This is a genomic window from Aurantimonas litoralis (genome assembly GCF_026153195.1).
Classification (GTDB): domain Bacteria; phylum Pseudomonadota; class Alphaproteobacteria; order Rhizobiales; family Rhizobiaceae; genus Aurantimonas; species Aurantimonas coralicida.
Map to the genome: position 1 here is coordinate 1 of NZ_JAPFBM010000018.1, position 24,198 is coordinate 24,198.

At 68.1% G+C, this 24,198-nt stretch carries 22 protein-coding genes and 1 pseudogene; 16 read left to right on the forward strand and 7 right to left on the reverse strand.

Going from position 1 to position 24,198, the window contains the following annotated elements; translation table 11 throughout:
• Positions 1-336: 336 nt before the first annotated feature.
• Genes N7I30_RS20965 through N7I30_RS20985 form a run of 5 tightly spaced genes read right to left on the reverse strand, consistent with a single transcriptional unit; the run spans position 337 to position 5,034 of the window.
• On the reverse strand, positions 337-1,617 hold the full coding sequence (locus N7I30_RS20965; RefSeq protein WP_498640975.1) for a TRAP transporter large permease: 1,281 nt from the start codon (positions 1,615-1,617) through the stop codon (positions 337-339).
• Positions 1,611-2,105: a TRAP transporter small permease gene (locus tag N7I30_RS20970; RefSeq protein WP_498640976.1), complete on the reverse strand. Its 495-nt coding sequence runs from the start codon at positions 2,103-2,105 to the stop codon at positions 1,611-1,613. Before N7I30_RS20970 ends, N7I30_RS20965 begins: the two co-directional genes overlap by 7 nt.
• Positions 2,106-2,135: 30 nt before the next feature.
• Positions 2,136-3,140: a C4-dicarboxylate TRAP transporter substrate-binding protein gene (locus N7I30_RS20975; RefSeq protein ID WP_498640977.1), complete on the reverse strand. Its 1,005-nt coding sequence runs from the start codon at positions 3,138-3,140 to the stop codon at positions 2,136-2,138.
• Positions 3,141-3,169: 29 nt separating this feature from the next.
• Positions 3,170-4,294, reverse strand: a complete 1,125-nt coding sequence (locus tag N7I30_RS20980) for an Ldh family oxidoreductase (protein ID WP_498640978.1) — start codon at positions 4,292-4,294, stop codon at positions 3,170-3,172.
• Positions 4,291-5,034 (reverse strand): SDR family oxidoreductase, encoded by a 744-nt coding sequence (locus N7I30_RS20985; RefSeq protein ID WP_187391058.1) that lies wholly within the window; start codon positions 5,032-5,034, stop codon positions 4,291-4,293. The genes N7I30_RS20980 and N7I30_RS20985 overlap by 4 nt, the downstream gene beginning before the upstream one ends.
• Positions 5,035-5,272: 238 nt before the next feature.
• On the opposite strand from N7I30_RS20985, the gene N7I30_RS20990 reads away from it, so the two are divergent.
• Entirely contained in the window at positions 5,273-6,307 is a 1,035-nt protein-coding gene (locus tag N7I30_RS20990) for a GntR family transcriptional regulator (RefSeq protein WP_498640979.1), read from the forward strand.
• An 86-nt stretch (positions 6,308-6,393) separates the two neighbouring features.
• Here N7I30_RS20990 and N7I30_RS20995 read toward each other — a convergent pair whose 3' ends face one another.
• Complete coding sequence (locus tag N7I30_RS20995) at positions 6,394-8,574, reverse strand: histidine kinase dimerization/phosphoacceptor domain -containing protein (RefSeq protein ID WP_498640980.1); 2,181 nt, start codon at positions 8,572-8,574, stop codon at positions 6,394-6,396.
• Between the two features lie 55 nt (positions 8,575-8,629).
• On the opposite strand from N7I30_RS20995, the gene N7I30_RS21000 reads away from it, so the two are divergent.
• Positions 8,630-9,169, forward strand: a complete 540-nt coding sequence (locus tag N7I30_RS21000) for a biliverdin-producing heme oxygenase (protein ID WP_498640981.1) — start codon at positions 8,630-8,632, stop codon at positions 9,167-9,169.
• 27 nt (positions 9,170-9,196) lie between these two features.
• Here the strand turns inward: N7I30_RS21000 and N7I30_RS21005 are convergent, their stop codons facing one another.
• Positions 9,197-11,575 (reverse strand): oxidoreductase, encoded by a 2,379-nt coding sequence (locus tag N7I30_RS21005; protein WP_498640982.1) that lies wholly within the window; start codon positions 11,573-11,575, stop codon positions 9,197-9,199.
• A 324-nt stretch (positions 11,576-11,899) separates the two neighbouring features.
• On the opposite strand from N7I30_RS21005, the gene N7I30_RS21010 reads away from it, so the two are divergent.
• The 14 genes and pseudogenes from N7I30_RS21010 to N7I30_RS21075 form a co-directional block, all read left to right on the forward strand.
• The gene (locus N7I30_RS21010; protein WP_498640983.1) at positions 11,900-13,081 is read left to right on the forward strand and encodes an ABC transporter substrate-binding protein; all 1,182 of its coding nucleotides are present in this window, start codon (positions 11,900-11,902) and stop codon (positions 13,079-13,081) included.
• 154 nt (positions 13,082-13,235) lie between these two features.
• Positions 13,236-14,162 (forward strand): branched-chain amino acid ABC transporter permease, encoded by a 927-nt coding sequence (locus tag N7I30_RS21015; protein WP_498640984.1) that lies wholly within the window; start codon positions 13,236-13,238, stop codon positions 14,160-14,162.
• The gene (locus N7I30_RS21020; RefSeq protein ID WP_498640985.1) at positions 14,159-15,178 is read left to right on the forward strand and encodes a branched-chain amino acid ABC transporter permease; all 1,020 of its coding nucleotides are present in this window, start codon (positions 14,159-14,161) and stop codon (positions 15,176-15,178) included. Before N7I30_RS21015 ends, N7I30_RS21020 begins: the two co-directional genes overlap by 4 nt.
• On the forward strand, positions 15,175-15,930 hold the full coding sequence (locus N7I30_RS21025) for an ABC transporter ATP-binding protein (RefSeq protein WP_188077501.1): 756 nt from the start codon (positions 15,175-15,177) through the stop codon (positions 15,928-15,930). Before N7I30_RS21020 ends, N7I30_RS21025 begins: the two co-directional genes overlap by 4 nt.
• The gene (locus N7I30_RS21030; protein ID WP_498640986.1) at positions 15,930-16,628 is read left to right on the forward strand and encodes an ABC transporter ATP-binding protein; all 699 of its coding nucleotides are present in this window, start codon (positions 15,930-15,932) and stop codon (positions 16,626-16,628) included. The genes N7I30_RS21025 and N7I30_RS21030 overlap by 1 nt, the downstream gene beginning before the upstream one ends.
• Positions 16,629-16,694: 66 nt before the next feature.
• Positions 16,695-17,153, forward strand: a complete 459-nt coding sequence (locus tag N7I30_RS21035) for a cupin domain-containing protein (protein ID WP_009209331.1) — start codon at positions 16,695-16,697, stop codon at positions 17,151-17,153.
• Positions 17,154-17,184: 31 nt separating this feature from the next.
• Positions 17,185-18,450 carry a flavin-dependent oxidoreductase gene (locus tag N7I30_RS21040; RefSeq protein ID WP_498640987.1) on the forward strand — a complete coding sequence of 422 codons (1,266 nt, stop codon included), beginning with the start codon at positions 17,185-17,187 and terminating at the stop codon, positions 18,448-18,450.
• A gap of 107 nt (positions 18,451-18,557) precedes the next feature.
• Positions 18,558-19,322: an SDR family NAD(P)-dependent oxidoreductase gene (locus N7I30_RS21045; protein ID WP_498640988.1), complete on the forward strand. Its 765-nt coding sequence runs from the start codon at positions 18,558-18,560 to the stop codon at positions 19,320-19,322.
• Complete coding sequence (locus tag N7I30_RS21050) at positions 19,319-19,861, forward strand: MarR family winged helix-turn-helix transcriptional regulator (protein WP_228240577.1); 543 nt, start codon at positions 19,319-19,321, stop codon at positions 19,859-19,861. Before N7I30_RS21045 ends, N7I30_RS21050 begins: the two co-directional genes overlap by 4 nt.
• Positions 19,858-20,694 (forward strand): enoyl-CoA hydratase family protein, encoded by an 837-nt coding sequence (locus N7I30_RS21055; protein ID WP_498640989.1) that lies wholly within the window; start codon positions 19,858-19,860, stop codon positions 20,692-20,694. The genes N7I30_RS21050 and N7I30_RS21055 overlap by 4 nt, the downstream gene beginning before the upstream one ends.
• 2 nt (positions 20,695-20,696) lie before the next feature.
• Entirely contained in the window at positions 20,697-21,851 is a 1,155-nt protein-coding gene (locus N7I30_RS21060; protein ID WP_498640990.1) for an acyl-CoA dehydrogenase family protein, read from the forward strand.
• Between the two features lie 11 nt (positions 21,852-21,862).
• Positions 21,863-23,512 carry an AMP-binding protein gene (locus N7I30_RS21065; RefSeq protein WP_498640991.1) on the forward strand — a complete coding sequence of 550 codons (1,650 nt, stop codon included), beginning with the start codon at positions 21,863-21,865 and terminating at the stop codon, positions 23,510-23,512.
• Positions 23,509-23,964, forward strand: a complete 456-nt coding sequence (locus tag N7I30_RS21070; protein WP_498640992.1) for a RidA family protein — start codon at positions 23,509-23,511, stop codon at positions 23,962-23,964. The genes N7I30_RS21065 and N7I30_RS21070 overlap by 4 nt, the downstream gene beginning before the upstream one ends.
• Before the next feature lie 88 nt (positions 23,965-24,052).
• Positions 24,053-24,198 (forward strand): annotated as a pseudogene (locus N7I30_RS21075) (acyl-CoA dehydrogenase); the annotation flags it as partial.

The following is a 24,198-nucleotide window of genomic DNA, read 5'->3' on the forward strand; positions in this document are numbered from 1 at the left end:
CCGCCGTCGTCGATGAACGCGATATAGGCCACCCCATCCGGACCTGTCAACGACCACAGTCGCAAAAACTTCGCAAAAAGTCATTTGGTCGATCGCGGCGCCTGGCGGGCCCCGTACGGCCCCGGGATGCGGGCGTTGTTCGGTGCGGTCGGCCCGCAGGTCTATCGTGAGCGAACCACCGCGGATCCCTCGCCCCTACTGGGTTGCCCTGTCCCCTCCCCTGCCGAACTGTTCGCCATCTGCGCGTTATCGCGGGGTCCGCGTGTCCGGATGCCGAGATGAGCCTGCGCCCAATCAGACGTCCACCTTTCCGGCATGCCCCCGAACAGCTGGCCCTCACCCGAAGATCAGGTTCGGCACGAACAGGACGAGCGACGGCAGGAGGATGAGCAGCACGGTCACCGCGACGACCGCCGCCAGGAACGGCGCCGATTCCCGCGTGTACTCGCCGATCGGACAGCGCAGGATCGAGCACACCGCATACATGGCCGCGCCGACCGGCGGCGTGAAATTGCCGATGGTCGCGGCGATGATGAAGACGATGCCGAAATGCACCGGGTCGGCACCGAGATCGCGCGCCACCGGCAGGACGATCGGCGTCAGCATGATGATCAGCACCGTCGCGTCGATGAAGAAGCCGATGACCACCACCACCACGCAGATCAGGATCATCGCGCCGGTGAGATTGTCGGTCAGCCCGACGATCCAGCCGGCGACGGTCTCGGGCACCTGCTCGAGGACGATGCCGTAGCTGAAGGTCGCCGACAGGGCGATCAGGAACATCACCGAGCCGACATCGGCCAGGCTGCTTTCGAGCCCCTCGACGAAACCCTTCATCCGCATCTTGCGATAGACCAGCACGCCGATGAACAGCGCGTAGAGCACGGCGAACGCCCCGATCTCCGACGGGGTGAAGACGCCCATGCGCAGGCCGACCAGCAGGAAGACCGGAAACAGCAGCGCCCAGATGCCGCCGGTGAAGGCCCGCGTGACCTCAGCGAATTTCGGCCGCGTCCGGCGTTGCGGCTGGTAGCCGCGCCGCCGGGCGGTCAGCCAGACGGCGAAGCCGAGCCCGATCCACAAAAGCAGCGCGGGCACGAAGCCGGCGGCGAACAGCCGGCCGATCGAGACCTGGCCGATCGTGCCGTAGAGGATCATGCCGATGCCCGGCGGAATGATCGGCGTCAGCACCGCGCCATAGGACAGGATGCCGGCGGTAAAGCCGCGGGTGAAGCCGCGCCTGGTCATCTCGTCGCCGAGCATGCGGCTCTGCATCGCCGCATCGGCGATCGCCGATCCCGACACGCCGCCCATCAGCGCCGACAGCGCCAGCGAGACCTGTGCCAGCCCGCCGCGCAGCCGGCCGGTGAGCACCGAGGCGAGGTCCAGAAGCCGCTCGGTGATGCCCGACCGGTTCATGAAATTGCCGGCGACGATGAACAGCGGGATCGCCAGAAGCGCGAAATTCTGGGTCTGGGACACCGTCACCTGAACCGGAATGGTGAAGGGAAGCTCGGGATGCTGGGCGAAGAACAGCGCCCCGGAGATGCCGATCGCAAAGGCGATGGGCATGCCCATCAGAATGAGGACGACGAAGGCGATGGTAACGATCAGCATGGCGGTGAAGCGCCCTCGGCGCGGACCGCAGCGCGCCGCGCGTCACGGATTTTCAGAAGCGTGGTCACGAGCAGCAGCAGGCAGCCGACCGGCAGGCTCATCGTCACCCAGGAATAGCTGATCCCGGGAATACCCTGGAAACTGCGGGCCCGGCTGATCCAGGCGAGCAGCGTGCCGGCATAGATGCCGCAGACGAGGAAGATCGCGATCAACCCGTAATTGACGTATTCCAGCACCCGCCGCACGCCGGCGGGCACCATTTCTGGCAGGATGTCGATCGCCATCAGCGCGCCCCTGCGCCAGGCGATGTCGGCGCACAGGAACGAGGCCCATGCGAAGGCGCAGGTGGCCAGATCGATGGTCCAGTTGATCGGCGTGTGCATCATCCGGGCGACGCCGCCGGCGAAGATGAGCGCGACCATGGCCATCAACAGGACGCCGGCGAGGAATGCCTCAGCCCGCAGGATGAACCGATAAAGGCTTGGCATGGATCTCCCCGCCGGCGTCGTCTCGGACCGTTACTGGCCCGCCTTGATGCCGATCTCTTCCTGGACCTTGTTCTTCGCCTCGACGAGACCCAGCGTCTCGTAGGCTTTTTCGCCGGCCGCCCGGAACGCGTCCATGTCGACGTCCTCGACGATCATCATGCCCCGCTCCTTCAGGGTCGCCTTGGCCGTCTGCGTCGCCTCCTCGATCTCCGCCGAGGTTGCCTGGCCGGCCGCGCGGCATTCCTCGACCAGCGCGGTCTGGTATTCCGACGGCAGGCCGTCGAACCATTGCGAGCTGACCACCTGGAAGTTGGTCAGGAGGATATGCTTGGTCTCATTGGCATGGTCGACGACCTCGTTGAGATTGGCCGCGGTGATGTTGGGATAGACGAGCTCGGCCCCGTCGATCGCCCGCTGCTGCAGGCCGGGATAGACGTCGCCGAAATTCATCGCCACCGGCTCGGCGCCCAGCGCCCGGATCGATTCCTGCCAGATCGGGGCCGGCGGCGTGCGGATGCGCTGGCCGCTCAGATCCTCCGGCGTGCGCACCGGCGCATTGGTGTAGAAATTGCGGAAGCCCTGCACCCAGTCGAAGCACACGACCTTCAGCCCGTGTTGTTCGGCAAGTTCGGCCTGCCATTCCTGCATGGTGGGCGAATCTGCCAGCTTGAAGGATTCCTCCAGCGAGCCGACGAAATAGGGCCCGTTGACCACCGCGATGCCCGGGACATAGGTGCCGAGCCGCGCGGCGTCGGTGTTCTGGCCGATATTGGCGCCCTGGCGGATCTGCTCGATGATGTCTTCCTCGACGCCGAGCTGGGCGCTGTGGAAGACCTGGATCGTCAGCCCGCCATCGGTGCGCTCCTTCACCCGCTCCGCCCAGGCTTCGAAGCCCTTGTTGAACGGCTCGTTGGGGCCGAGCACATGGTTGAAGCGCAGCTCGAAACTGTCCTGCGCGAACACCGTCCCCTGCGCGAAGAGGCCGAGGCCCACCGCGAGAGACAGCGTCTTCAGATGCCTTGCCAGCACGCTCATTGTCGATCCTCCCTGTTGCGATCTCGTGGTCAGCTTGCGCCCGTCTGCGCGGGCGGCGTCAAGCCGGACCCGGCTTTCGCCGGCATCTCCAGCCCGTACCGGTCCGCCAAGGACCGGAACTCTGTCATCGTCGCCGGGTCCACCGGCGCGCCATAGGCGGTGCGCCGCTCCGCCTCGGCCCATTCGCGGTCGCCCGGCGCCATGACCTCAGCACCGCGTGCGGTCGCGCTGGCGCGCAGTTCGCCGACATAGCGACGCATGCCGCGATCGAAGATCTCCCGGTCGACGAAGGCATCGGTGCGCACCGCCATGACAAAGGCGCCGAGGCCGCGCGGGGTCGAAAGGTCCGGCCCGCCCATCGGCAGGAGGTCGAAGCTCAGCCCCATGCCGCTGAGGACGGCGCTGAAGATCTCCACCAGGCCGGCAAGGCCGGCGCCCTTGAAGCCGAAGGCCGCCCCCAGCGGCGCCAGCATCTCGACCGCCGCAGGGTCCGCCGTATTCCTGCCCTCCGCATCCGAGGCGACCGCCTCCGGCAGGTCCACACCGAGGCTCTCGTAGAGTTTGACGCGGTTGTAGGGAATCGCGCTGGTGGCCATGTCGAGCAGCCAGGGTGCCCCGTCCGGGTTGGGAATGGCGCAGGCGATCGGATTGGTGCCGTGGAAGCGGCGCGCCCCGCCATGCAGCCGCACGAAGGCGTCGGAATTGCACATGACGATGCCGATGGCCCCGCGCTCGGCCGCTGCCAGCGCATAGGCGCCAGCCGGGCCGAAATGCGAGGATTTGCGGATCGCCACCGCGCCGATGCCCTGCCCGCCGGCGATCTCGACCGCCCGGTCCATGGCGCTGTAGGTGGCCAGCGCGCCATGGGCGTCGTCGGCGTCGAGCGCGGCGACCGCGCCGCCCTTGGACGTGAAGGTGAGCGCCGGCCGCGGGTTGACGCGCCCTTCGCGCAGCACCGTCGCATAATGCGGCAGGAGCCGGACGCCATGACTGTCGACGCCGCAGCGCGACCCGTGGATCATCGCCCGCGTCGCGGCCTCGGCCGTCGCCTCGTCGGCGCCGACCGCCGACAGGGCGGCCGTGCAGAAGCGGGCGAGCTCGTCGAGCCCGATGCGGGCGCCGTGGCGGCCGGTCTGGTCGGCGACCGCGCTCACAGGGTCTGCCCGCCGTCGACGACCAGGATCTGGCCAGTAGTGAAGGCCGCATCGTCGGCGGCAAAATACAGCGCCGCGGCCGCCATTTCGGAGACCTCGCCAAGGCGCCCGATCGGCTGGCGCTCGGCAAATTCGCGGCGGGTCGCCTCGGGATCGGCGCTGGCCGCGATGCGGGATTCGAGCGACGGCGAGGCCGTGGTGCCGGGGCACAGCGCATTGACGCGCACGCCGGTACGGATGACGTCCCGCGCGACCTGCTTCGTCAGGCCGATCACCGCCGCCTTGCTGGCGCCGTAGGCGGCGCGGTTGGCGACGCCGGTAATGCTGGAGGCGACCGAGGCGACATTGATGATCGAGCCGCGCCCGCGGGCGATCATCCCCGGCAATGCGGCGCGGATGGTGCGGAAACAGGAGGTAGCGTTCTGCTCCAGGCTCTTCGCCCAATCCTCCTCGCTGCAGTCGAGAATGCTGCCGTTGTGAACCCAGCCGGCGCAATTGACCAGAATATCGAGATCACCGGCAGCCGCGATCGCCGCCTGCACGGCGTCCCGATCGGTGACGTCGAGACCGACCGGCGTGATCGACGGCGCCAGACGCGGCAGGTCATCCATCTTGGCAAGGGTGCGGCTGGCAGCAACGACAGCCGCACCCTCCTCGGCGAACAGGAGCGCGATGGCGCGGCCCATCCCCTGGCCGGCCCCCGTTACGAATGCTCGCCGCCCTTCGAGCCGTCCGCTCATTCCCGTTCCTCCCTGCCACGAGCCCCCCGCTCGATGTCGTATGTCTACACTATACATATCAACATCGGCGAGAAAAGGGGGGGGGGAGAACGCCGGCCGATAGCCGGGCGATCGCGAGTGGCTATGAAGCAGGGGATGCGGACGGTCGCGTCCCGGGCCGGCATCCGGTTTGACGCGATGCGCGACATTCGAAACACTTTGGCACCGGCCGAATCCGCCGGGTTGCGAGGGAGACACGATGCCTGAGGGGCGCGCCGAGAGGGTCCAGGACATCGAAAAGGAGAGCGTCTCCGGCGTCACGCCGCGTCTCTACGAGCGGGCGACGCAGCTCATCGCCGAGCAGATCCGCGACGGCACCCTGCCGGCATCGGGCCACCTCACCGAATCGCTGCTGGCCGAGCGGCTCGGCATCAGCCGCGCGCCGGTGCGCCGCGCCTTGTCGGAACTGGAGCAGCAGGGCCTCGTCAAACGCGTGAAGGGCAAGGGCTATGCCGTCCTGGCCGGCAGCGTGTCGGCGCGAAAGGCCCCCTCGCCCGGCGATCCGGCGTCGCCAGCCCATGACGGCAGTCCGCTGCAATCCTCGCCAAGCTGGGAGCGGATCTATGGCGAGGTGGAGGACCAGGTGATCGCCCGGATCTCCTTCGCCAGCTGGCGGGTCAACGAGGCGCGGCTCGCCCGCCACTACGGCGTCAGCCGCACCGTGGCGCGCGACGTGGTCGGCCGCCTGCAGCAACGCGGCGTGCTGCGCAAGGACGATCGCGGCCGCTGGTACGCGCCCGCGCTGACGCCCGACCATATCGCCGAACTCTACGAATTGCGCGCGATCCTCGAGCCGATCGCCCTGACCAAGGCGGCGCCCCACGCGCCCGCGTCGCTGCTGACGCAGATGCGGACACGGCTCGAAGAGGCGATGGCGGCGGGCGATGTCACCGGCGCGACGCTCGACGCGCTGGAGAAGGACCTCCACGTCACGCTGCTCGATTTGTCGGGCACCTACGCGCTGATGCAGGCAATCACCCTGCCCCAGTCGCTGCTGATCGCCCACCGGTTCCTCTATCGCTGGACGCCGCGGCTGTTCGACGCCGAACCGTTCCTGCCCGAGCACGTGGCGGTGATCGACCATCTGCTAGCCGGCGAGACGGACAAAGCCGCGAAGGCGCTGGCCGACCATCTGATCATCTCGGGCGACCGCGCGATGTCCCGCGTCGACCTCATCCGCCGCGAGTTCGACGCCGAGGATCTGTCCTATCTGGAACGCCTGCCGGCGGATTGATGCCGACCGGGACGCCATGGCCGCTGGGCGGCTTCACGGCGCGCGACAGATCGTGCGGCGAAGAACGCCGCGAGGCGTAATCCGCCTCAGCTGCCCTGGTGCAGGGCTCGCTCGACCGGTGCGCTGACCGTGGTGACGAGACCGGGCCGGTTTCCGGCCTCCTCCAGCGTGCCCTCGATCTGATCGACCATTGCGCGCATCATCTTCGAGCCGAAGCCCTGATGGTCGCGCGACTTGCCGGCGCCGCGATCCGCGACGGCCAGCCGGAACCGGCCGAGATGCTGGTCGAGGCGGATCGCCAGCGGACCGGCCTTGCCATCATAGGCATATTTCTGGGTGTTGATCACCAGTTCGGTCATGATCAGCCCGACATGGACGGCACGGTCGGCCGCGATCTGGACCGGCGCGAGGTCGAGCCGCGCCCGTTCCGCCCAGGCCCCGTCCATCGACGATGCGAGGTCTGTCCACAGGTCGCGGATGTAGCGTGAGAGATCGACGATCTCGACGCTTTCGCCCGAATAGAGCCGCCGGTGGACGAGCGCGACCGCGTTCAGCCGGCGCTGCGCTTCCGAGAGCTGGCTCTTCGTCGCCGCGTCGTCGAGATCGCGAGCCTGCATGCGCAGGAAGGCGGCAACCAGTTGCAGGCTGTTCTGGACGCGGTGATTCACCTCCCGCAGCAGGAAGCCCTTCTGCTGCAGGAGCAGCTGGTTCTCGCGCACCGTCTCGAGGAGATCGCGGTTCAGCTCCTTCAGCCGGATCGCCTGCCGCCGCTCGCGCAGCAGCCGGCCGACGCGGCTGGCCGATTCCACCTCGGCGATCGACCAGGGTCGCGACCGGCCGCGGACCGTGTCGCTCCACGTCTCGAAGGACGACCGCGGCGTCAGCACGGCATTCGGATCGGTCGAGGCGCCCTTGTGGGGATTGCCGGCCCATTCCACGGTCTCGATCTTTTCCGCGCGCAGCCAGATCAGGCAGATCGGCGTCTCGGTCGACAGCGAGACCGCCAGGAGACCGCTGGCCAGCGACTGGAACGCCTCCGCCTCGGGCCAATGCAGCGCCAGCCGGTCGGTCAGGAACGGAAACGGCGCCGCCTTGTCCTTCACCCACTCGCCGATCGTGCGGAGGTCGGCCTCGTCCGGGCAGCGACCGAAGGTCGAGATCTGGGTGCCGGACAAAACGGCCAGGCCGTCGGCCCCCAGCATGCGGCAAAGCTCCGAGCCGGCCCCCTCCACGAAGCTCTCGAAGCTGGATTCCGGATCGTACAGCGCCAGCGCCGTATCTTCGCTCGCCCGGATCCGGACCCGCTCGCGGGTCAGTTCCGCCTCGTCCTTGGCGGCGATCTGCTGGGACAAGGTATGGGCGAGGATGCGGCAGGCGGTGCGGTCCGACAGCGATATGGTCTTCGCCTCGTCGTGATGACAGGCCACCAGCCCCCACAGATGCCCGTCCATGACGATGGAGATCGAGGCCGAGGCGCCGACGGCCATGTTCTGCAGATAGCGGATATGGATCGGCGAGACGCTGCGCAGCCCGACATCCGACAGATCGACCTCCGACAGCCCGGCCTCGGCGGCGCGGATCGGCGCCGGCTCGTAGCAGACGTCGGGAATCACCCGGATGCGGTTGCGGATATAAAGGGCCCGCGCCTGCTTCGGAATGTCCGTCGCCGGGAACTGGTGATTGAGGAAGGAGACGAGATGCGCGGCCCTGTCCTCGGCCATCACCGAGCCGGCGCCGTCCTCGTGAAAGCGATAGATCATCACCCGGTCGTAACCGGTGATCGCGCGGAACTGCTGGACCGCGGCTTCGCAGAGATCGAGGAGGTCATGGGTCCGGGCGAGGGCCGCACCGGCCTCCTCGATCCGGGTGAAGATGCGCGCGGTGCTCGGGCCCGCACGTTCCGCGTCTTCCAGCTCGATCAGCAGATACTCGCCGGTGCGGTGCGCGACACCGTCCAGCGAGTTCTCCAGCCCGGTCACCGGATCGAGCACCGCGGAGGTCTCGTCCTCGATCCCCAGGGCAATTTCCACCGCCGCGCTGCCGATGAGACTGGCGAGCGGACGCCCGAGCCATTGCGGCGCGAGCCGGCCCTCAATGTCGCCCGCACCCGCCACGACGTCCAGCGTGCCCCGGTCGGCGACCAGCAGCATGCCGTGCGGCTGGATGGAGCCGGGAATATGGATCGGTTCGCGGTCGCAGAGCGTCAGCTCGTCTTCGGAGACCGCACGCAGGGAGTCTTGCAGACTGGCGGGGATATCTGCTTTCACCTGTGGCCTCCTGTCGACGTCGGACGGGAACGTGTCACGAGCGACGGATCACTGCATGCCACCACCGAACGGGACGTTTTCCGAACGCCTGCGCACGGAAACTGCGTCACTGCATCTGCGGGTCGACACCGCCTTCAGTGCCTTCGACCTCTCAACACGGTCCGGTTATGGCGGTTTCCTGCGAGCCCATGCAAGGGCGCTGCCCGCCGTGGAGGCAATCGTCGCCGCCGGCATTTCCGTAGCCGCGACCCGTTCCCGCACCGATCTGGCAGTCGCCGATCTGCAGGAACTCGGCATCGACATTCCGCCATCGGCGCCCTTCGAAGGCCCTGCGTCGCTGGTCGCGGCGCGCGGTATCCACTATGTTCTGGAGGGCTCCCGGCTCGGCGGCGCGGTGCTGCAACGCCGTGTGCCGGTCGCCTATCCGCGCCGCCTTCTGTCGGCGCGCCACGAGCGTGGCGGGTGGCGAAGCGTGCTCGCAGACCTCGATGGTTGGGGCGAAGGCCAGGACGAGACCACGATCGCCAGCGCGATCGCGGCCGCCGCCGCCTGCTTTTCCCTGTTCGAACGATCCGCCCTCGCCGAGGCCGGCTAGCCGGCCCGCCCGACTCGGCAGCCTGCCCTACTCGGCGGCCTGGCGCGCCGGCGAATCGCTTGCTTCGGCATCGTGCGGCCGCGGACGGGCCTTGCGCCGCAGTTCGATCTCCTGCGCCCGCTTCTTGGTCAGCTCGCGATGCGCCTGGTCACGGCCCGAGATGTATTGCTTCGGCCAGGGCTGGTTGCGGGTGTCGTACCAGGCCGCCGCCTCGCGGCTGAAATACGGGTTCCACATATGCGGGCGGCCCAGCGCGACGATGTCGGCGCGGCGGGTGTGCAGGATGGTGTTCACCTGCGCCGCCTCGGTGATGGCGCCGACGGCCATCACCGCCATCTTCGGCACGTTGCGGATCGCCTCAGCGAACTGCACCTGGAACATCCGGCCGTAAACGGGCGCCTGATCCGCCACCGTCTGGCCGGCCGACACGTCGATCAGGTCGCAGCCGGCATCCGCGAAGGCCTCCGAGATCGCGAAGACGTCCGCCTCGCTGATCCCGCCCTCGGCCCAGTCGGTGGCCGACAGGCGCACCGACATCGGCTTGTGCGCCGGCCAGGCCGCCCGCATCGCGGCGAAGACCTCCAGCGGGTAGCGCAGACGGTTTTCCACCGAGCCGCCATAGGCGTCGTCGCGATGGTTGGTCAGCGGCGACAGGAAGGAAGCGAGCAGATAGCCGTGGGCGCAGTGCAGCTCCAGCATATCGAAGCCGGCCCGGTCGGCCCTCTCCGTCGCCTGGACGAAATCCGCGGTGATCCGGTCCATCTCGGCCCGGTCCAGCGGCTTCGGCACCTGGCTGATGCCGTCGTGATAAGGCAGCGGCGAGGCCGAGACGATCGGCCAGTTCGCCGCCTTGTCGGCCAGCGGCATGTCCATCTTCTCCCAGCCGAGCTGGGTCGACCCCTTGCGCCCGGCATGACCGAGCTGCAGCACCATCTTCGACGTCGAATTGGCGTGGACGAAGTCGACGATCCGCTTCCACTGCGCTTCCTGCGCGTCGGTCCACAGGCCCGTGCAGCCGGGCGTGATCCGCGCATCGGCCGAAGGGCAGGTCATCTCGGTGAAGATGAGGCCGGCTCCGCCCAGCGCATGGGAGGAGTAGTGGACGAAGTGCCAGTCGGTCGGGTTGCCGTCCGCATCGGCTGAATATTGCGCCATCGGCGACATGGCGACCCGGTTCTCGATCGTCATCTCCCGCAGCTTGAACCTCGTGAACATCGGCGTTGGCCGGCTCTTGCGGTAATCCTCGCCGGTTTCGCGATAGACCCGCTCGTAGAAGGCGGTGTCGACGGCTTCCACGAAGCCGGGATCGCGCACGATCAGATTGTCGTAGGTAATCGCCTTGGCCCGGCACATTACCACCATGGCGAACTGCTCGGGCTCCATGTCCCAGGATCGGTTCATGTGCTCGAACCAGGCCAGCGACACATCGGCATTGTGCTGGGTGATCTGGCAGGGCGTGCGCCGCGCGTCCTCATAGGCCGCGAAGGCGGCCGGAACGCTGGACGGGCCATGCGCGACCACTGCATCCGACAGCGAGATGGCGCATTCCATGGCGAGCTTGGTGCCCGAGCCGATGGAATAATGCGCCGAGGCCTTGGCGTCGCCGAGCAGCACGATGTTGTCGTGGGACCAGCGATTGCAGAAGATGCGCGGAAACTGCCGCCAGTTCGACCGGTTCAGGAGCAGCGGATGGCCCTGCAGTTCTTCGGCATAGAGCGCTTCCAGCACCGCCTTCGACGCCGCCTCGTCCATACCGTCGAAGCCGTGGCCGCGCCAGCAGGCGTCGTCCATCTCGAAGATCCAGGTCGAGCGGCCCGCCTCGTACTGGTAGGTGTGGGCACAGATGATGCCGTGGTCGGTCTGCCGGAAGAAATAGTTGAACTCGTCCATCGGCCGGGTCGAGCCCATCCAGCAGAAGCGGTTCGACTTGATCGCCACATCCGGCTCGAAGGTCGTGCGGAAATGCTCGCGGATGCGCGAATTCACCCCGTCTGCCGCAACGATCACGTCGGAATCGGCAAAGCGCGTGGCGATTTCCTCCGGCGGCACCGACACGCCGAAATGCAGGCCGATCCCCTCCTCCCGGCAGCGCTGCTGCAGGATGGCGAGGAGCTTCATCCGCGAGATACCGGCAAAGCCGTTCCCAGCGCAGCGCATCTCGCGCCCGTCCTTGTGGATGGCGACGTCGTCCCAATAGGCGAATTCGTGGCGGATGCGGTCGAACGACGGCCGGTCGCGCGACAGGAATTCGTGCAGTGTCTCGTCGGAGAAGACGACACCGAAGCCGAACGTGTCCTCGGCCTGGTTCTGCTCGTAGATGTCGATCGACCAGTCGGGCCGCTGCTTCTTGGTGAGCAGCGCGAAATAGAGGCCGCCGGGGCCGCCGCCGATTACGGTGATGCGCATCGCTGCTCTCCTGTAGGCGGGACCGACACCCGCAACCAAATATTTTAGAGTTAAACTATCGCCGTGGAGCGGGGCATGGGTCAAGGCGTCGCGGCCAGATTCTCGATGTCGCCCGTCCTTGCCGCAGCGCATTCACAGCCGCCGCACTGCAGCATAATTAGGCACGCCCAAAAAATCGGCCAATCCGGTTGCGAGGCACTATTTTATGTGTAAACTAATTTTCGGATCGGGGCGCAGAGGCGCCGCGCCGCATGCCGAACAAGGGGCACGGACCGCCGAGGCGGGGCCGGATCTGCCGCAGAAACTTTGCATGGAGATGCAGGAATGACAATGATCCGCACCGTCGCCCTCGGCCTTCTGGCGGCCACCGCCCTGACCGGCAGCGCGCTCGCGCAGGATGCTGCCGACAACAAGCTCAAGGTCGGCCTGATGTTTACCCTGTCGGGCCCGGCCGCGGTGCTCGGCGAACAGGGCCGCGACGGCTTCATGCTGGCGGTCGAGACGATGGGCGGCAAGCTCGGCGGCCTCGAGACCGAGATCACCACCGTCGACGACGAGCTGAAGCCCGACATCGCCGCCAACAAGGCCCGCGAGCTGGTCGAGCGCGACGATGCCGACTTCGTCGTCGGACCGATCTTCTCCAATATCCTGATGGCCATCGCCAAGCCGGTCACCGACGGCGGCGCCTTCCTGATCAGCCCGAATGCCGGCACGTCGAACTTCGCCGGCGCCGAGTGCAACGCCAACCTCTTCGTCTCCTCCTACCAGAACGACCAGGTCCACGAGGTGCTTGGCAAATACGCCGAGGACACCGGCTACAAGCGGCTGTTCCTGCTGGCGCCGAACTATCAGGCGGGCAAGGATTCGCTGGCCGGCTTCAAGCGTTCCTACAAGGGCGAAGTGGTCAACGAGATCTACACCCCGCTCGGCCAGCTCGATTTCTCGGCCGAACTCGCGCAGATCGCCGCCGAGCAGCCCGATGCGGTCTTCACCTTCATGCCCGGCGGCATGGGCGTGAACCTCGTCAAGCAGTACCGCCAGGCCGGCCTCGACAACATTCCGTTCCTCTCCGCCTTCACCGTCGACGAGACGACGCTGCCGGCCCAGCAGGACGCGGCCGTCGGCTTCTTCGGCGGCGCCAACTGGGCGCCGGACATGGACAACGAGCAGTCCAAGGCCTTCGTCGCGGCCTATGAGGAAAAATACGGCAGCGTGCCGGGCACCTACGCCATGCAGGCCTATGACGCGGCCCAGATGATCGACAGCGCCATCAAGGCGGCCGGCGGCGACCTTTCCGACAAGGACGCCCTGCGCGCCGGCCTGAAGGCGGCCGATTTCCAGTCCCTGCGCGGCGACTTCTCCATCGGCGACAACCACTACCCGATCCAGGACTTCTATCTGGTCAAGGTCGCCAAGCGCGACGACGGCAAGTACCAGACCCAGATCGAGCAGAAGATCTTCGATGACTACCAGGACAATTACGCTGCCGACTGCAAGATGCAGTAACCGGCAACCTCCGGCTCCGGCTCGCCAGGTGCGGGCCGGAGCCTGAACGACCCACGACCCACGTCGCGCATGCGACTTCCGGCGCGAGCCGGACCCTGCGACGAACCACACGCCCCCGCCCGGTGATCGAGCGGTCGCGGCAGCGGGACCCGGCATGCTCAATCTCTTTCTGCTCCAGGCGCTCAACGGTCTCCAGTTCGGCATCCTGCTGTTTCTGGTCGCGGCCGGCCTGACCCTGATCTTCGGGATCATGGACCTGATCAATCTCGCCCATGGCGTGCTCTACATGGTCGGCGCCTATCTGGTCGCGACCCTGACGGCCTATACCGGCGACTTCTTCCTCGGCCTCGCGCTGACCATTCCGGCGACGCTGCTCTTCGGGATCATCCTCGAAGTGCTGATCTTCCGCCGCCTCTACGACCGCGATCATCTCGATCAGGTGCTGGCGACCTTCGGCCTGATCCTGATCCTCAACGAGGGCGTCCAGATGCTGTGGGGCGCAGCCCCCATGAGCGTGCCGATCCCGGACATCCTGTCCGGTTCGATCCCGCTGATCGGCAACATGCGCTACCCACTGTTCCGCGTCCTGATCATCGCCGCAGGTCTGGCGACGGCCCTCGGGCTCTATCTCCTGGTCAGCCACACCCGCATCGGCATGCGGCTGCGCGCCGGCGCCACCAATGCGCCGATGATCTCGGCCCTCGGCGTCGACATCCGCCGTCTCTTCATGCTGGTCTTCGCCCTCGGCGCCATGTTGGCGGGCTTTGCCGGCGCCATGGTCGCGCCGATCCTGTCGGTCCAGCCGGGCATGGGTGATTCCATCCTGATCCTGACCTTCGTCGTCATCGTCATCGGCGGCGTCGGCTCGGTGCGCGGCGCCTTCGTGGCGGCGCTGCTGGTCGGGCTGGTCGACACGCTCGGCCGCACCTTCGGTCCGATCCTCCTGCGCAGCCTCATGGACCCCTCCGCCGCCTCCCAGACCGGCCGCACCCTTGCGCCCATGCTGATCTACATCCTGATGGCCGCCGTCCTGTTCTTCCGGCCGGCCGGGCTCTTCCCGGCCAAGGGGGCGGCCCAATGAGCGCGAGCGACCTCACCCTTGCCGGCGAAACGCCCGATGTCGCGCCCCAGCGCCGCCCGAGCCGCCTCGACGGCCGCGGCACGGCCCTCGCCGCCGGGCTGATCTTTGCGACACTGGCGCTGCTGCCGCTCCTGGCCACCGCGATCGACGACCAGTTCCTGCTGGTCACGGCGACGCGGATCATGATCTTCGCCCTCGCCGCCCTCTCCCTCGACCTGATCCTCGGCTATGGCGCGCTGGTCTCCTTCGGCCATGCCGCCTTCATCGGCCTCGGCGCCTATTCGGTGGCGATCCTCGCCGCCCACGGCATCGACGACATCCTGGTGCAGGCCGCCGTCGCGATTCTCGTCTGCAGCCTCTTCGCCTTCGTCACCGGCGCCATCTCGCTGCGGACCAAGGGCGTCTATTTCATCATGATCACCCTCGCCTTCGGCCAGATGGCGTATTTCTTCATGGTCTCGCTGTCGGCCTATGGCGGCGACGACGGCATCACCCTGACCGCCCGCTCGACGCTGTTCGGCGCGCCGGTCCTGAAGGGCAATCTGACCTTCTTCTATGTCGTCCTCGCCGCGCTTGCCGGCGCCTTCGTGACCTTGCGCGCCGTCGTCGGCTCGCGCTTCGGCCGCGTCCTGCGTGGCACCCGCGACAACCGCGTGCGGATGCAGGCGATCGGCTTTTCGCCCTTCCGCTACCAGCTCACCGCCTATGTCATCGCCGGCGCCATCGCCGGCCTCGCCGGGGTCTTCCTCGCCAACCAGGCCGAGTTCGTCTCGCCCGCCTATATGAGCTGGCAGCGCTCGGGCGAGCTCATCGTCATGGTCGTCCTCGGCGGCATGGGCACGCTGGTCGGCCCCATCGCCGGCGCCGTCGCCTTCCTGCTGCTGGAGGACTGGCTGGCGCAGATCTCCGAGCACTGGAAGCTCGGCCTCGGCATTTTCCTGGTGTTGCTCGTCCTGTTCACGCGCGGCGGCATCGCCGGCTTCGTCAGCCGCATCACGGGTCGGGGAACGCCATGACCGGACCGCTTCTCGACATCCGCAATCTGCGCAAGGCCTTCGGCGCCCTGCACGTCACCGATGACGTCAGCTTCCAGGTCATGCCCGGCGAACTCCACGCCATCATCGGCCCGAACGGCGCCGGCAAGACGACGCTGATCCACCAGCTCTCCGGCAGTCTCGCCAGCGACGGCGGCTCGGTGCATTTCGCCGGCGAGGACATCACCCGGGTCGACATGGCGGGCCGCGTCCACCGCGGACTGGCGCGCTCCTTCCAGATCACCTCGATCCTCGACGGCTTCACCGTGCTGGAAAACGCGGCGATGGCTGTGCAGGCCCGCTCGGGCTCGAGCTTCCGCTTCTTTGCCTCCGCGGCGCGCGAGAGCGCGCTCAACGACGCCGCCATGGCGGCGCTTGCCCGCGTCGGGCTCGACGATCGGGCCCAACGACGCGCCGGCAGCCTGTCCCATGGCGAAAAGCGCCAGCTCGAGATCGCCATTGCCTTGGCGACCGGCGCCCGGCTGCTCTTGCTCGACGAGCCGCTCGCCGGCACCGGCCACGAGGAATCGGCGGTTCTGGTCGCGCTGATGGCCGAACTGAAGACCACCCACACCATCGTCCTGATCGAGCACGACATGGACGCCGTCTTCGCCCTTGCCGACCGGGTCAGCGTCCTCGTCTACGGCCGGCTGATCGCCACGGGCACCGCCGAGGAGGTCCGCCTCCATCCCGAGGTGCGGACCGCCTATCTCGGCGAGGAGGAGGCCGCCTGATGCTGCGGGTCGAAAATCTCCAGAGCGCCTATGGCGACAGCCGCATCCTCTTCGGCATCGACCTCGAGGTCGGCGCCGGCGAAGTCGTGACGCTGCTCGGGCGCAACGGCATGGGCAAGACCACGACGATCAACTCGATCTTCGGCCTGGTGAAGCCTCGCGGCGGCTGCATCACCATCGATGGCGTCGATGTCACCGGCCGCCAGCCCCATGTCGTCGCCAATCGCGGCCTCGGCCTCGTGCCGGAAGGCCGGCAGATCTTCCCGACCCTGTCCGTCGAGGAAAACCTCGTCGCCACCCATCGCGCAGGCCGCGGCCCCGCCAAATGGACGCTGGCCGAGATCTACCGCCTGTTTCCCCGGCTGAAGGAACGGCGCCGCAACATGGGCAACCAGCTCTCGGGCGGCGAACAGCAGATGCTGGCCATCGGCCGGGCGCTGATGACCAATCCCCGCCTGGTGGTTCTCGACGAGGCGACCGAAGGGCTCGCTCCGTTGATCCGCGAGGAGATCTGGACCTGCCTGACGGCCATCAAGGACGCCGGCGAGGCGATCCTCGTCATCGACAAGAATGTCGATGCGCTGGCCCGCTTCGCCGACCGTCATGTCGTCATCGAGAAGGGCCGCGTCGCCTGGACCGGCACGACGGCCGAACTCAGGGCGACCCCTGCCGTGAAGGAGCGCTTCCTCCATGTGTAGGCCTCGCACCGACCGCGGCGCCATCGGCGCCACGCCTTTCCATTCCGCAAGCAAGGAGCCACGCCCATGCCGATCATGACCGCCGGCGTCACCAAGGCCAACGAGGGGATGGACGGCATAAGCTGGAACATCCTCGGCCAGATCTACGTGCCCAAGCAGCATGCCGAGAGCTCGTTCTCCTGGCACGCGACCTTCCCGGTCGGCACCTTCGTGCCACCGCATATCCATCCGACCCAGGAAGAATTCGTCTACATGCTGGAGGGCCGTCTCGACGTGATCCTCGACGGCCAGGAGAGCCATGCCGAGCCCGGCGATCTCGTCCGCCTGCCGCGCGGCATTCCGCACGGCCTGTTCAACCGCACGGATTCCGACGTGAAGTGCTATTTCTGGGTCTCCCCGGCCCAGCGCCTCTACGATCTGTTCTGGGCGCTCCACAATCTCGGACCGACCGCCGACCCGGCCGAAGTCGTCGCCGTCTCGGCCCAGCACGAGGTCGATTTCCTGCCGCCGCCAGACGCGGAATAGACCGGAACACGGGGCGCAAGGAGGCAGGGCCATGAAGGTGATTATCGCAGGCGCAGGCATCGGCGGGCTGACCGCCGCGCTCATGCTGCACAAGCGCGGCACCAAGGCTGAGATCTACGAACAGTCGCCGGCCGTGCGCGAGGTCGGGGTGGGCATCAACACCCTGCCCCACGCCATCCGCGAACTGGCCGAGATCGGCCTCCTGCCGGCCCTCGACAAGGTCGGCCTGCGCACCCGCGAACTGGTCTACTACAACCGCCAGGGCCAGGAGGTGTGGAGCGAACTGCGCGGCATCGACGCCGGCCACCCCGTCCCGCAATTCTCCATCCATCGGGGCCGGCTGCAGAAGCTGATCTACGACGCCGTCATCGAACGGCTGGGGCCGGACGCGGTGAAGACCGGCCTCAGCCTGTCGGGCTTCATCCAGAACGAAGGCGGCGTCACCGCCCACTTCACCGATTCCGTCCGCGGCGACGCCGGAACCACCGTGCGCGGCGACATTCTCGTCTGCGCCGACGGCATCCATTCCACCGCCCGCAAGCGCTTCTACCCGGACGAGGGCGCCCCCTGCTGGAACGGCGTCCTGATGTGGCGCGGCGCCACCGAATGGAAGAGCTGGCGCGACGGTCGCACCATGGCGATCGGCGGCGGCATGGGCGCCAAGTTCGTGCTCTATCCGATCGCCGAGAAGGGCGACGGCACCCAGCTCATGAACTGGGTCGTCAACATCAAGATGGCCGACGGCGCCAAGTCCCCGCCGCCGAAGGAAAGCTGGTCCCGCCCGGCCCTGCGCTCGCTGGTCCTGCCCTATGCCAAGCGCTTCGCCATTCCCGACTACGACGTCCCGGCGCTGGTCGAGGCGACGCCGCAGGCCTTCGAATATCCGATGTGCGATCGCGATCCCCTGCCGCGCTGGACCTTCGGCCGGGTGACGCTGCTCGGCGACGCCGCCCACCCGATGTATCCCGTCGGCTCGAACGGCGCCTCGCAGGCGATCCTCGACGCCCGCTCGCTGGCCGACTGCCTGGAGCGCGCCGAGCATCCGCGCCAGGCGCTGTGGGAATACGAGAAGGACCGCCTGCCCAAGACCGCCGAGATCGTCCGCCTCAACCGCAAGGGCGGCCCGGAGCGGGTGATCGACGAGGTCGAGAAGCGCGCGCCCGCCGGCTTCGCCAATGTCGAGGACGTCATGAGCCGGGCCGAACTGAAGGCGATCGTCGGCGGCTATGCCGGCAAGGCGGGCTTTGCCGCCGAACCGGACCGCCTCGTCGCCGAACGCCGCGCCGCCAACGCCTGATCGCCCCGACCGCGGTCCTGAACAGCGGCGGTCCCGAACAGAAGCCGACACGCTTGCCGCAGCATGACCAGATAGTTTAGGCTTAAACAAATTCATCGGAGGTCGTCATGACCCCATTTGCCAGCCCTCGCCACGTCTTTGTCACCGGCTCGACCCGCGGGATCGGCCACGCCATCGCCGCCGCCTTCGTGGCCGCCGGCGACCGGGTGACGGTGCATGGCCGCAGCGCCGAAAGCGCCGAGCGGGCCCGCGCCGAACTCGGCGCCCATGCCGGCGTCGCCGCCGACGTGACCGACGCCGAAGCGCTGGAAGCCGCCCTTGCGAGCGCCGCCGAACGCGCCGGGCCGGTGGAAGTGCTGGTCAACAATGCCGGCGCCGCCGAGACCGCGCCGCTGTCGCGTCTCGACGTCGATCAGATGCGGCGGATGATGGCGCTGAATGTCGAGCCGGTGCTCACCGCGATCCGCGCCGTCGTGCCGGCGATGAAGGCGGCCGGCACGGGCCGCATCGTCAGCGTCGCCTCGACCGCCGGCCTCAAGGGCTATGCCTATGTCGGCGCCTATACGGCGGCCAAGCACGCCGTCATCGGCCTGACCCGCTCGCTGGCGCTGGAGCTGGCCACCGCCGGCATCACCGTCAATGCGGTCTGTCCCGGCTACACCGACACGGCGCTGATCGCCGGCTCCCTCGACCGGCTGGAGGAAAAGACCGGCCGCGACCGCGATGCGATCCTGAAGGATTTCACCCGGGTCAACCCGCTCGGCCGGCTGATCCGCCCCGAGGAGGTCGCCGACAGCGTGCTGTGGCTGGCCGGAGCCGGTGCCAGCGGCGTCACGGGCCAGGCGATCGCGATCGCGGGAGGCGAATTGTGAGTGTCACCCGGCAGACCCCGATCGACCATATCGACGCCGAGTCCAAGGTCGGCGAGAGCCCGCAGGATCACCGCGCCGAGCTGCGCCTGTGGCTGCGCCTCCTGACCTGCGCCAACCTCGTCGAGGCCGAGATCCGCAAGCGCCTGCGCGAGCAGTTCGGCACTACCCTGCCCCGCTTCGACCTGATGGCCCAGCTCGAACGCTCGTCCGACGGCATCCTGCTCGGCGAGCTGTCGCGGCGGATGATGGTCTCCAACGGCAATGTCACCGGCCTCGTCGACCGCCTCGTCCAGGAGGGGCTGATCGAGCGTCAGGTCTCCGAACACGACCGGCGCTCGGCGCGGGTGCGCCTCACCGAGCAGGGCCGCGCGACCTTCACCCGCATGGCCCGCGCCCACAGCGACTGGCTGGCCGAACTCCTCGCCGGCATCTCGCCCGAGGAGCAGACCGAACTCTGGTCGCGGCTCGGCGACCTCAAGCACTCGGTCCACGACGCCAGCCGCGCCGGACCCGCACCAACACAGCCAGAGGACGAATGATGAAGCGCCAGAACGCGATCGCCGCACCGTTGCGGGACTTCGTGCCCGAGCATTTCCGCCTCGCGATCGACAACGGCATCGCGGTGATCACCCTCGACCGGCCGGATCGCAAGAACCCGCTGACCTTCGAGAGCTATGCCGAGCTGCGCGACACCTTCCGGGCGATGCGCTTCGACGATGACGTCACTGCCATCGTCGTGACCGGCTCGGGCGGCAATTTCTCCAGCGGCGGCGACGTCTTCGAGATCATCGAGCCGCTGACAAGGATGGAAGCGGCCGAACTGCACGCCTTCACCACCATGACCGGCGATCTCGTCAAGGAGATGCGCGCCTGTCCGCAGCCCGTCATTGCCGCGGTCGAGGGCATCTGCGCCGGTGCCGGCGCGATCATGGCCATGGTCTCCGACATGCGGATCGCGGCCAGCGGCGCCAAGGTCGCCTTCCTGTTCAACCGCGTCGGCCTTGCCGGCTGCGACATGGGCGCCTGCGCGATCCTGCCCCGCATCATCGGCCAGGGCCGCGCCTCCGAACTGCTCTATACCGGCCGCTTCATGAGCGCCGAGGAAGGCGAGCGCTGGGGCTTCTTCAACCGGCTGACCGAAACCGGCGGCGCGCTGGACGCCGCGATGGAGATGGCGGCCGCGCTCAACGAGGGCCCGACCTACGCCAATTCGGTGACCAAACGCATGCTGCAGATGGAATGGGCGATGGGCGTCGACGAGGCCATCGATGCCGAGGCGATCGCCCAGGCCCTGTGCATGAAGACCGGCGATTTCCGCCGCGCCTTCGAGGCCTTCGCGGCCAAGCGCAAGCCGGTCTTCGAGGGCAACTGACGATGGCCGACCGCAGCTTCCTCGACTGGCCCTTCTTCGACCAGAGCCACCGCGACCTCGCCCGCAAGGCCGAGGACTGGGCTGCCGCCAACGTCGCCGGCCTCGTCGATCACCACGATGTCGACGGATCGTGCCGGCGGCTCGTGGCGGCCATGGGCAAGGCCGGTTTCCTCGCCCATGCCGCGCCCAGGGACGGCCGTTTCGACGTGCGCAGCCTGTGTATCCTGCGCGAGACCTTCGCCCGCTTCGACGGCCTCGCCGACTTCGCCTTCGCGATGCAGGGGCTCGGCACCGGCGCCCTGACCCTTCACGGCAGCGACGCTCAGAAGGACTCCGTGCTGCCCGGCGTGCGCGACGGCACGGCGATTGCCGCCTTCGCGCTGACCGAGCCGGACGCCGGCTCCGACGTCGCCGAGATCGCCCTTGCCGCCACCCCGGTCGGCAACGACATGGTCCGGCTCGATGGCGAGAAGACCTGGATTTCCAATGGCGGCATCGCCGACCATTACGTCGTCTTCGCCCGCACCGGCGAGGCGCCTGGCGCCAAGGGCCTTTCGGCCTTCTGCGTGCCGGCCGATACGCCGGGCCTGACCATCGCCGAGCGGCTCGACACCATCGCCCCGCATCCCCTCGCCCGCCTCCGCTTCGAGGATTGCCGGGTGCCGGCGTCGAACCGCATCGGAGAGCCCGGCGCGGGCTTCAGGATCGCCATGGCGACGCTCGACGTCTTCCGCACCACGGTGGGCGCTGCCGCCCTCGGCTTTGCGCGCCGGGCGCTCGACGTGACGCTGGACCGCGCCCGCTCGCGCAACCTGTTCGGCGCGCCGCTTGCCGACATGCAGCTCACCCAGACGGCCCTCGCCGAAATGGCGACGGCGATCGACAGCGCCGCCCTGCTCGTCTACCGCGCGGCCTGGACCCGCGACAGCGGCGCGCCCCGCATCACCCGCGAGGCGGCCATGGCCAAGATGGTCGCCACGGAGAACGCCCAAGGGGTCATCGACCGCGCCGTCCAGCTCCATGGCGGCGAAGGCGTGCGCTCCGGCTCCGTGCCCGAGACGCTGTACCGCGAGATCCGCGCCCTGCGCATCTACGAGGGCGCGACCGAAGTCCAGAAGCTCATCATCGCCCGCCAATTGCTGTCGCAAGCCGCCTGAGGAGATCGCCCATGCCCGCCTCCTGCCATGTCGACACCTTCGTCCTCGACAACCTGCCGCCCGCAGCCGAGCAGCCGGACTTCATCAATCTCGACCGGCTCGGCTATCCCGAGCAGCTCAACGCTGCCGCCGAACTCGTCGACCGCCATGTCGCCGAAGGCCGCGGCGAGCGGCTCGCCATCCGCGCGCCGGGCGTGCGCTGGACCTATGCCGAACTCGCGCGAACGATCGACCGGATGGCCAATGTCCTGACCGGCGAACTCGGACTTGTGCCCGGCGGCCGGGTCCTCCTGCGTTCGGCCAACAACCCGACCCTGGTCGCGCTCTACATGGCGGTCATCAAGGCCGGCGGCATCGTCGTCGCCACCATGCCGCTGCTGCGCGCGCGCGAGCTCGTGCAGATCCTCGACAAGGCCGAGATCGGGCTAGCCTTGTGCGACGCGACCCTGGTCGACGAGATGGACAAGGCCGCGAATGCCGCCGCCCGGTCCGTCCGGATCGTCACCTGGGAGGGGCTTGCCGGCGGTGATCTCGGCGCGCTGATGGCAGGTGCGCCCGACCGCTTCGAGGCCGTGGCCTCGCGGGCCGACGATCCCTGCCTCTTGGGCTTCACCTCGGGAACGACCGGCCTGCCCAAGGCGACGATCCACTATCACCGCGACCTTCTGGTCATCTGCGACTGCTATGCCCGCGACGTGCTGCGCGCGGGCGCCGACGACGTCTTCATCGGCTCGCCGCCACTGGCCTTCACCTTCGGCCTCGGCGGCCTCGTCCTGTTCCCGTTCCGGATCGGCGCCTCGACCGTGCTGCTCGAACGCGCCGGCCCGCCGGATCTCGCCGCCGCCATCGGCGAATATGGCGCGACGGTCTGCTTCACCGCCCCCACCGCCTATCGCGCCATGCTGGCGAAGATCGACGAATACGACCTGTCGTCGCTGACGAAATGCGTCTCCGCCGGCGAGACCCTGCCGCGCCCGACCTTCGACGCCTGGCTCGAGGCCACCGGCCTGAAGCTGATGGACGGCATCGGCGCGACCGAGATGCTGCACATCTTCATCGCCGCGCCGCAGGAGGCGATCCGCCCCGGCGCCACCGGCAAGCCCGTGCCCGGCTACGAGGCGCGCATCGTCGATGCCTCCGGTCAGCCGCAGCCCAAGGGCACCGCAGGGCGCCTCGCGGTGCGCGGCCCGATCGGCTGCCGCTACCTCGCCGACCGGCGCCAGGCCGTCTATGTCGAGAATGGCTGGAACATCACCGGCGACACCTATGTCGAGGACGAGGACGGCTATTTCTGGTTCCAGGCCCGCAATGACGACATGATCGTCTCGGCCGGCTACAACATCGCCGGCCCCGAGGTGGAGGCGGCGCTTCTGGCCCATCCGCTGGTGCTGGAGGTCGGCGTCGTCGGCGCCCCGGACCCCGAGCGCGGCCGCATCGTCAAGGCCTTCATCGTCCTCACCGACGGGGCAGATGCCGGGCCCGATCTTGCCAAAGAGCTGCAGGATCATGTGAAGCGCGAGCTCGCGCCCTACAAATACCCACGCTCGGTCGTCTTCGTGGACGCCTTGCCCAAGACCGGTTCGGGAAAACTGCAGCGCTTTGCATTGCGCCAGCAGGCGGAGGCCGAAGCCGAGGACGCGACCCAGGGAGTGAACGCGTGAACATCAACCAGCCGATCGGCGCCAGTCCGACTAGCCCATCCGAAGCCGGAAGCGGCGACGCGCTCGATACCCTACAGCCGCCGGGCTGGAAGAAACCCCGCGGCTACGCCAACGGCATGGCCGGTCGCGGCCGGCTGGTGCTCACCGGCGGCCTGATCGGCTGGGACGAGACCGAGACCTTCGCCGACGGGTTCATTCCGCAGGTCGAACAGACGCTTCGCAATGTCCTTGCCGTCATCGCCGAAGCGGGCGGCGGGCCGGAGCATATCGCCCGCCTCACCTGGTATGTGCGCAGCATCGCCACCTACCGCGCCTCGACCGCCGAGCTCGGCGCCGCCTATCGCCGCGTCCTCGGCCGGCACTATCCGGCCATGGCCCTGGTGGAGGTCTCCGACCTCGTCGAACCCGAGGCGCTGGTCGAGATCGAGGCCACCGCCATCGTGCCCGACTAGGCCGCACTGTTCCGACGCACCGTCTGCGTCCCAGACATCCAGACAGATCCCGGCCCCGTGCCGCGCCACCACGACAGGAAATCCCGCCATGTCCAACGCTTCGGCCGCCGCGCCTTCGCCGTCTGCGTCCCCGTCCGCCGGTTTTGACTGGGCCGACCCGTTCCGGCTCGAGGACCAGCTCTCCGAGGACGAGCGGCTGATCTTCGAGACTGCCCGCTCCTATGCCGAGGAGAA

Bases quoted from the DNA above. Each gene is read 5' to 3' on its own strand.
- N7I30_RS20965 (WP_498640975.1), bottom strand. From the start codon at position 1,617: ATGCTGATCGTTACCATCGCCTTCGTCGTCCTCATTCTGATGGGCATG.
- N7I30_RS20970 (WP_498640976.1), bottom strand. From the start codon at position 2,105: ATGCCAAGCCTTTATCGGTTCATCCTGCGGGCTGAGGCATTCCTCGCC.
- N7I30_RS20975 (WP_498640977.1), bottom strand. From the start codon at position 3,140: ATGAGCGTGCTGGCAAGGCATCTGAAGACGCTGTCTCTCGCGGTGGGC.
- N7I30_RS20985 (WP_187391058.1), bottom strand. From the start codon at position 5,034: ATGAGCGGACGGCTCGAAGGGCGGCGAGCATTCGTAACGGGGGCCGGC.
- N7I30_RS20990 (WP_498640979.1), top strand. From the start codon at position 5,273: ATGCCTGAGGGGCGCGCCGAGAGGGTCCAGGACATCGAAAAGGAGAGC.
- N7I30_RS21000 (WP_498640981.1), top strand. From the start codon at position 8,630: ATGCCACCACCGAACGGGACGTTTTCCGAACGCCTGCGCACGGAAACT.
- N7I30_RS21005 (WP_498640982.1), bottom strand. From the start codon at position 11,575: ATGCGCATCACCGTAATCGGCGGCGGCCCCGGCGGCCTCTATTTCGCG.
- N7I30_RS21010 (WP_498640983.1), top strand. From the start codon at position 11,900: ATGACAATGATCCGCACCGTCGCCCTCGGCCTTCTGGCGGCCACCGCC.
- N7I30_RS21015 (WP_498640984.1), top strand. From the start codon at position 13,236: ATGCTCAATCTCTTTCTGCTCCAGGCGCTCAACGGTCTCCAGTTCGGC.
- N7I30_RS21020 (WP_498640985.1), top strand. From the start codon at position 14,159: ATGAGCGCGAGCGACCTCACCCTTGCCGGCGAAACGCCCGATGTCGCG.
- N7I30_RS21025 (WP_188077501.1), top strand. From the start codon at position 15,175: ATGACCGGACCGCTTCTCGACATCCGCAATCTGCGCAAGGCCTTCGGC.
- N7I30_RS21030 (WP_498640986.1), top strand. From the start codon at position 15,930: ATGCTGCGGGTCGAAAATCTCCAGAGCGCCTATGGCGACAGCCGCATC.
- N7I30_RS21035 (WP_009209331.1), top strand. From the start codon at position 16,695: ATGCCGATCATGACCGCCGGCGTCACCAAGGCCAACGAGGGGATGGAC.
- N7I30_RS21040 (WP_498640987.1), top strand. From the start codon at position 17,185: ATGAAGGTGATTATCGCAGGCGCAGGCATCGGCGGGCTGACCGCCGCG.
- N7I30_RS21045 (WP_498640988.1), top strand. From the start codon at position 18,558: ATGACCCCATTTGCCAGCCCTCGCCACGTCTTTGTCACCGGCTCGACC.
- N7I30_RS21055 (WP_498640989.1), top strand. From the start codon at position 19,858: ATGATGAAGCGCCAGAACGCGATCGCCGCACCGTTGCGGGACTTCGTG.
- N7I30_RS21060 (WP_498640990.1), top strand. From the start codon at position 20,697: ATGGCCGACCGCAGCTTCCTCGACTGGCCCTTCTTCGACCAGAGCCAC.
- N7I30_RS21065 (WP_498640991.1), top strand. From the start codon at position 21,863: ATGCCCGCCTCCTGCCATGTCGACACCTTCGTCCTCGACAACCTGCCG.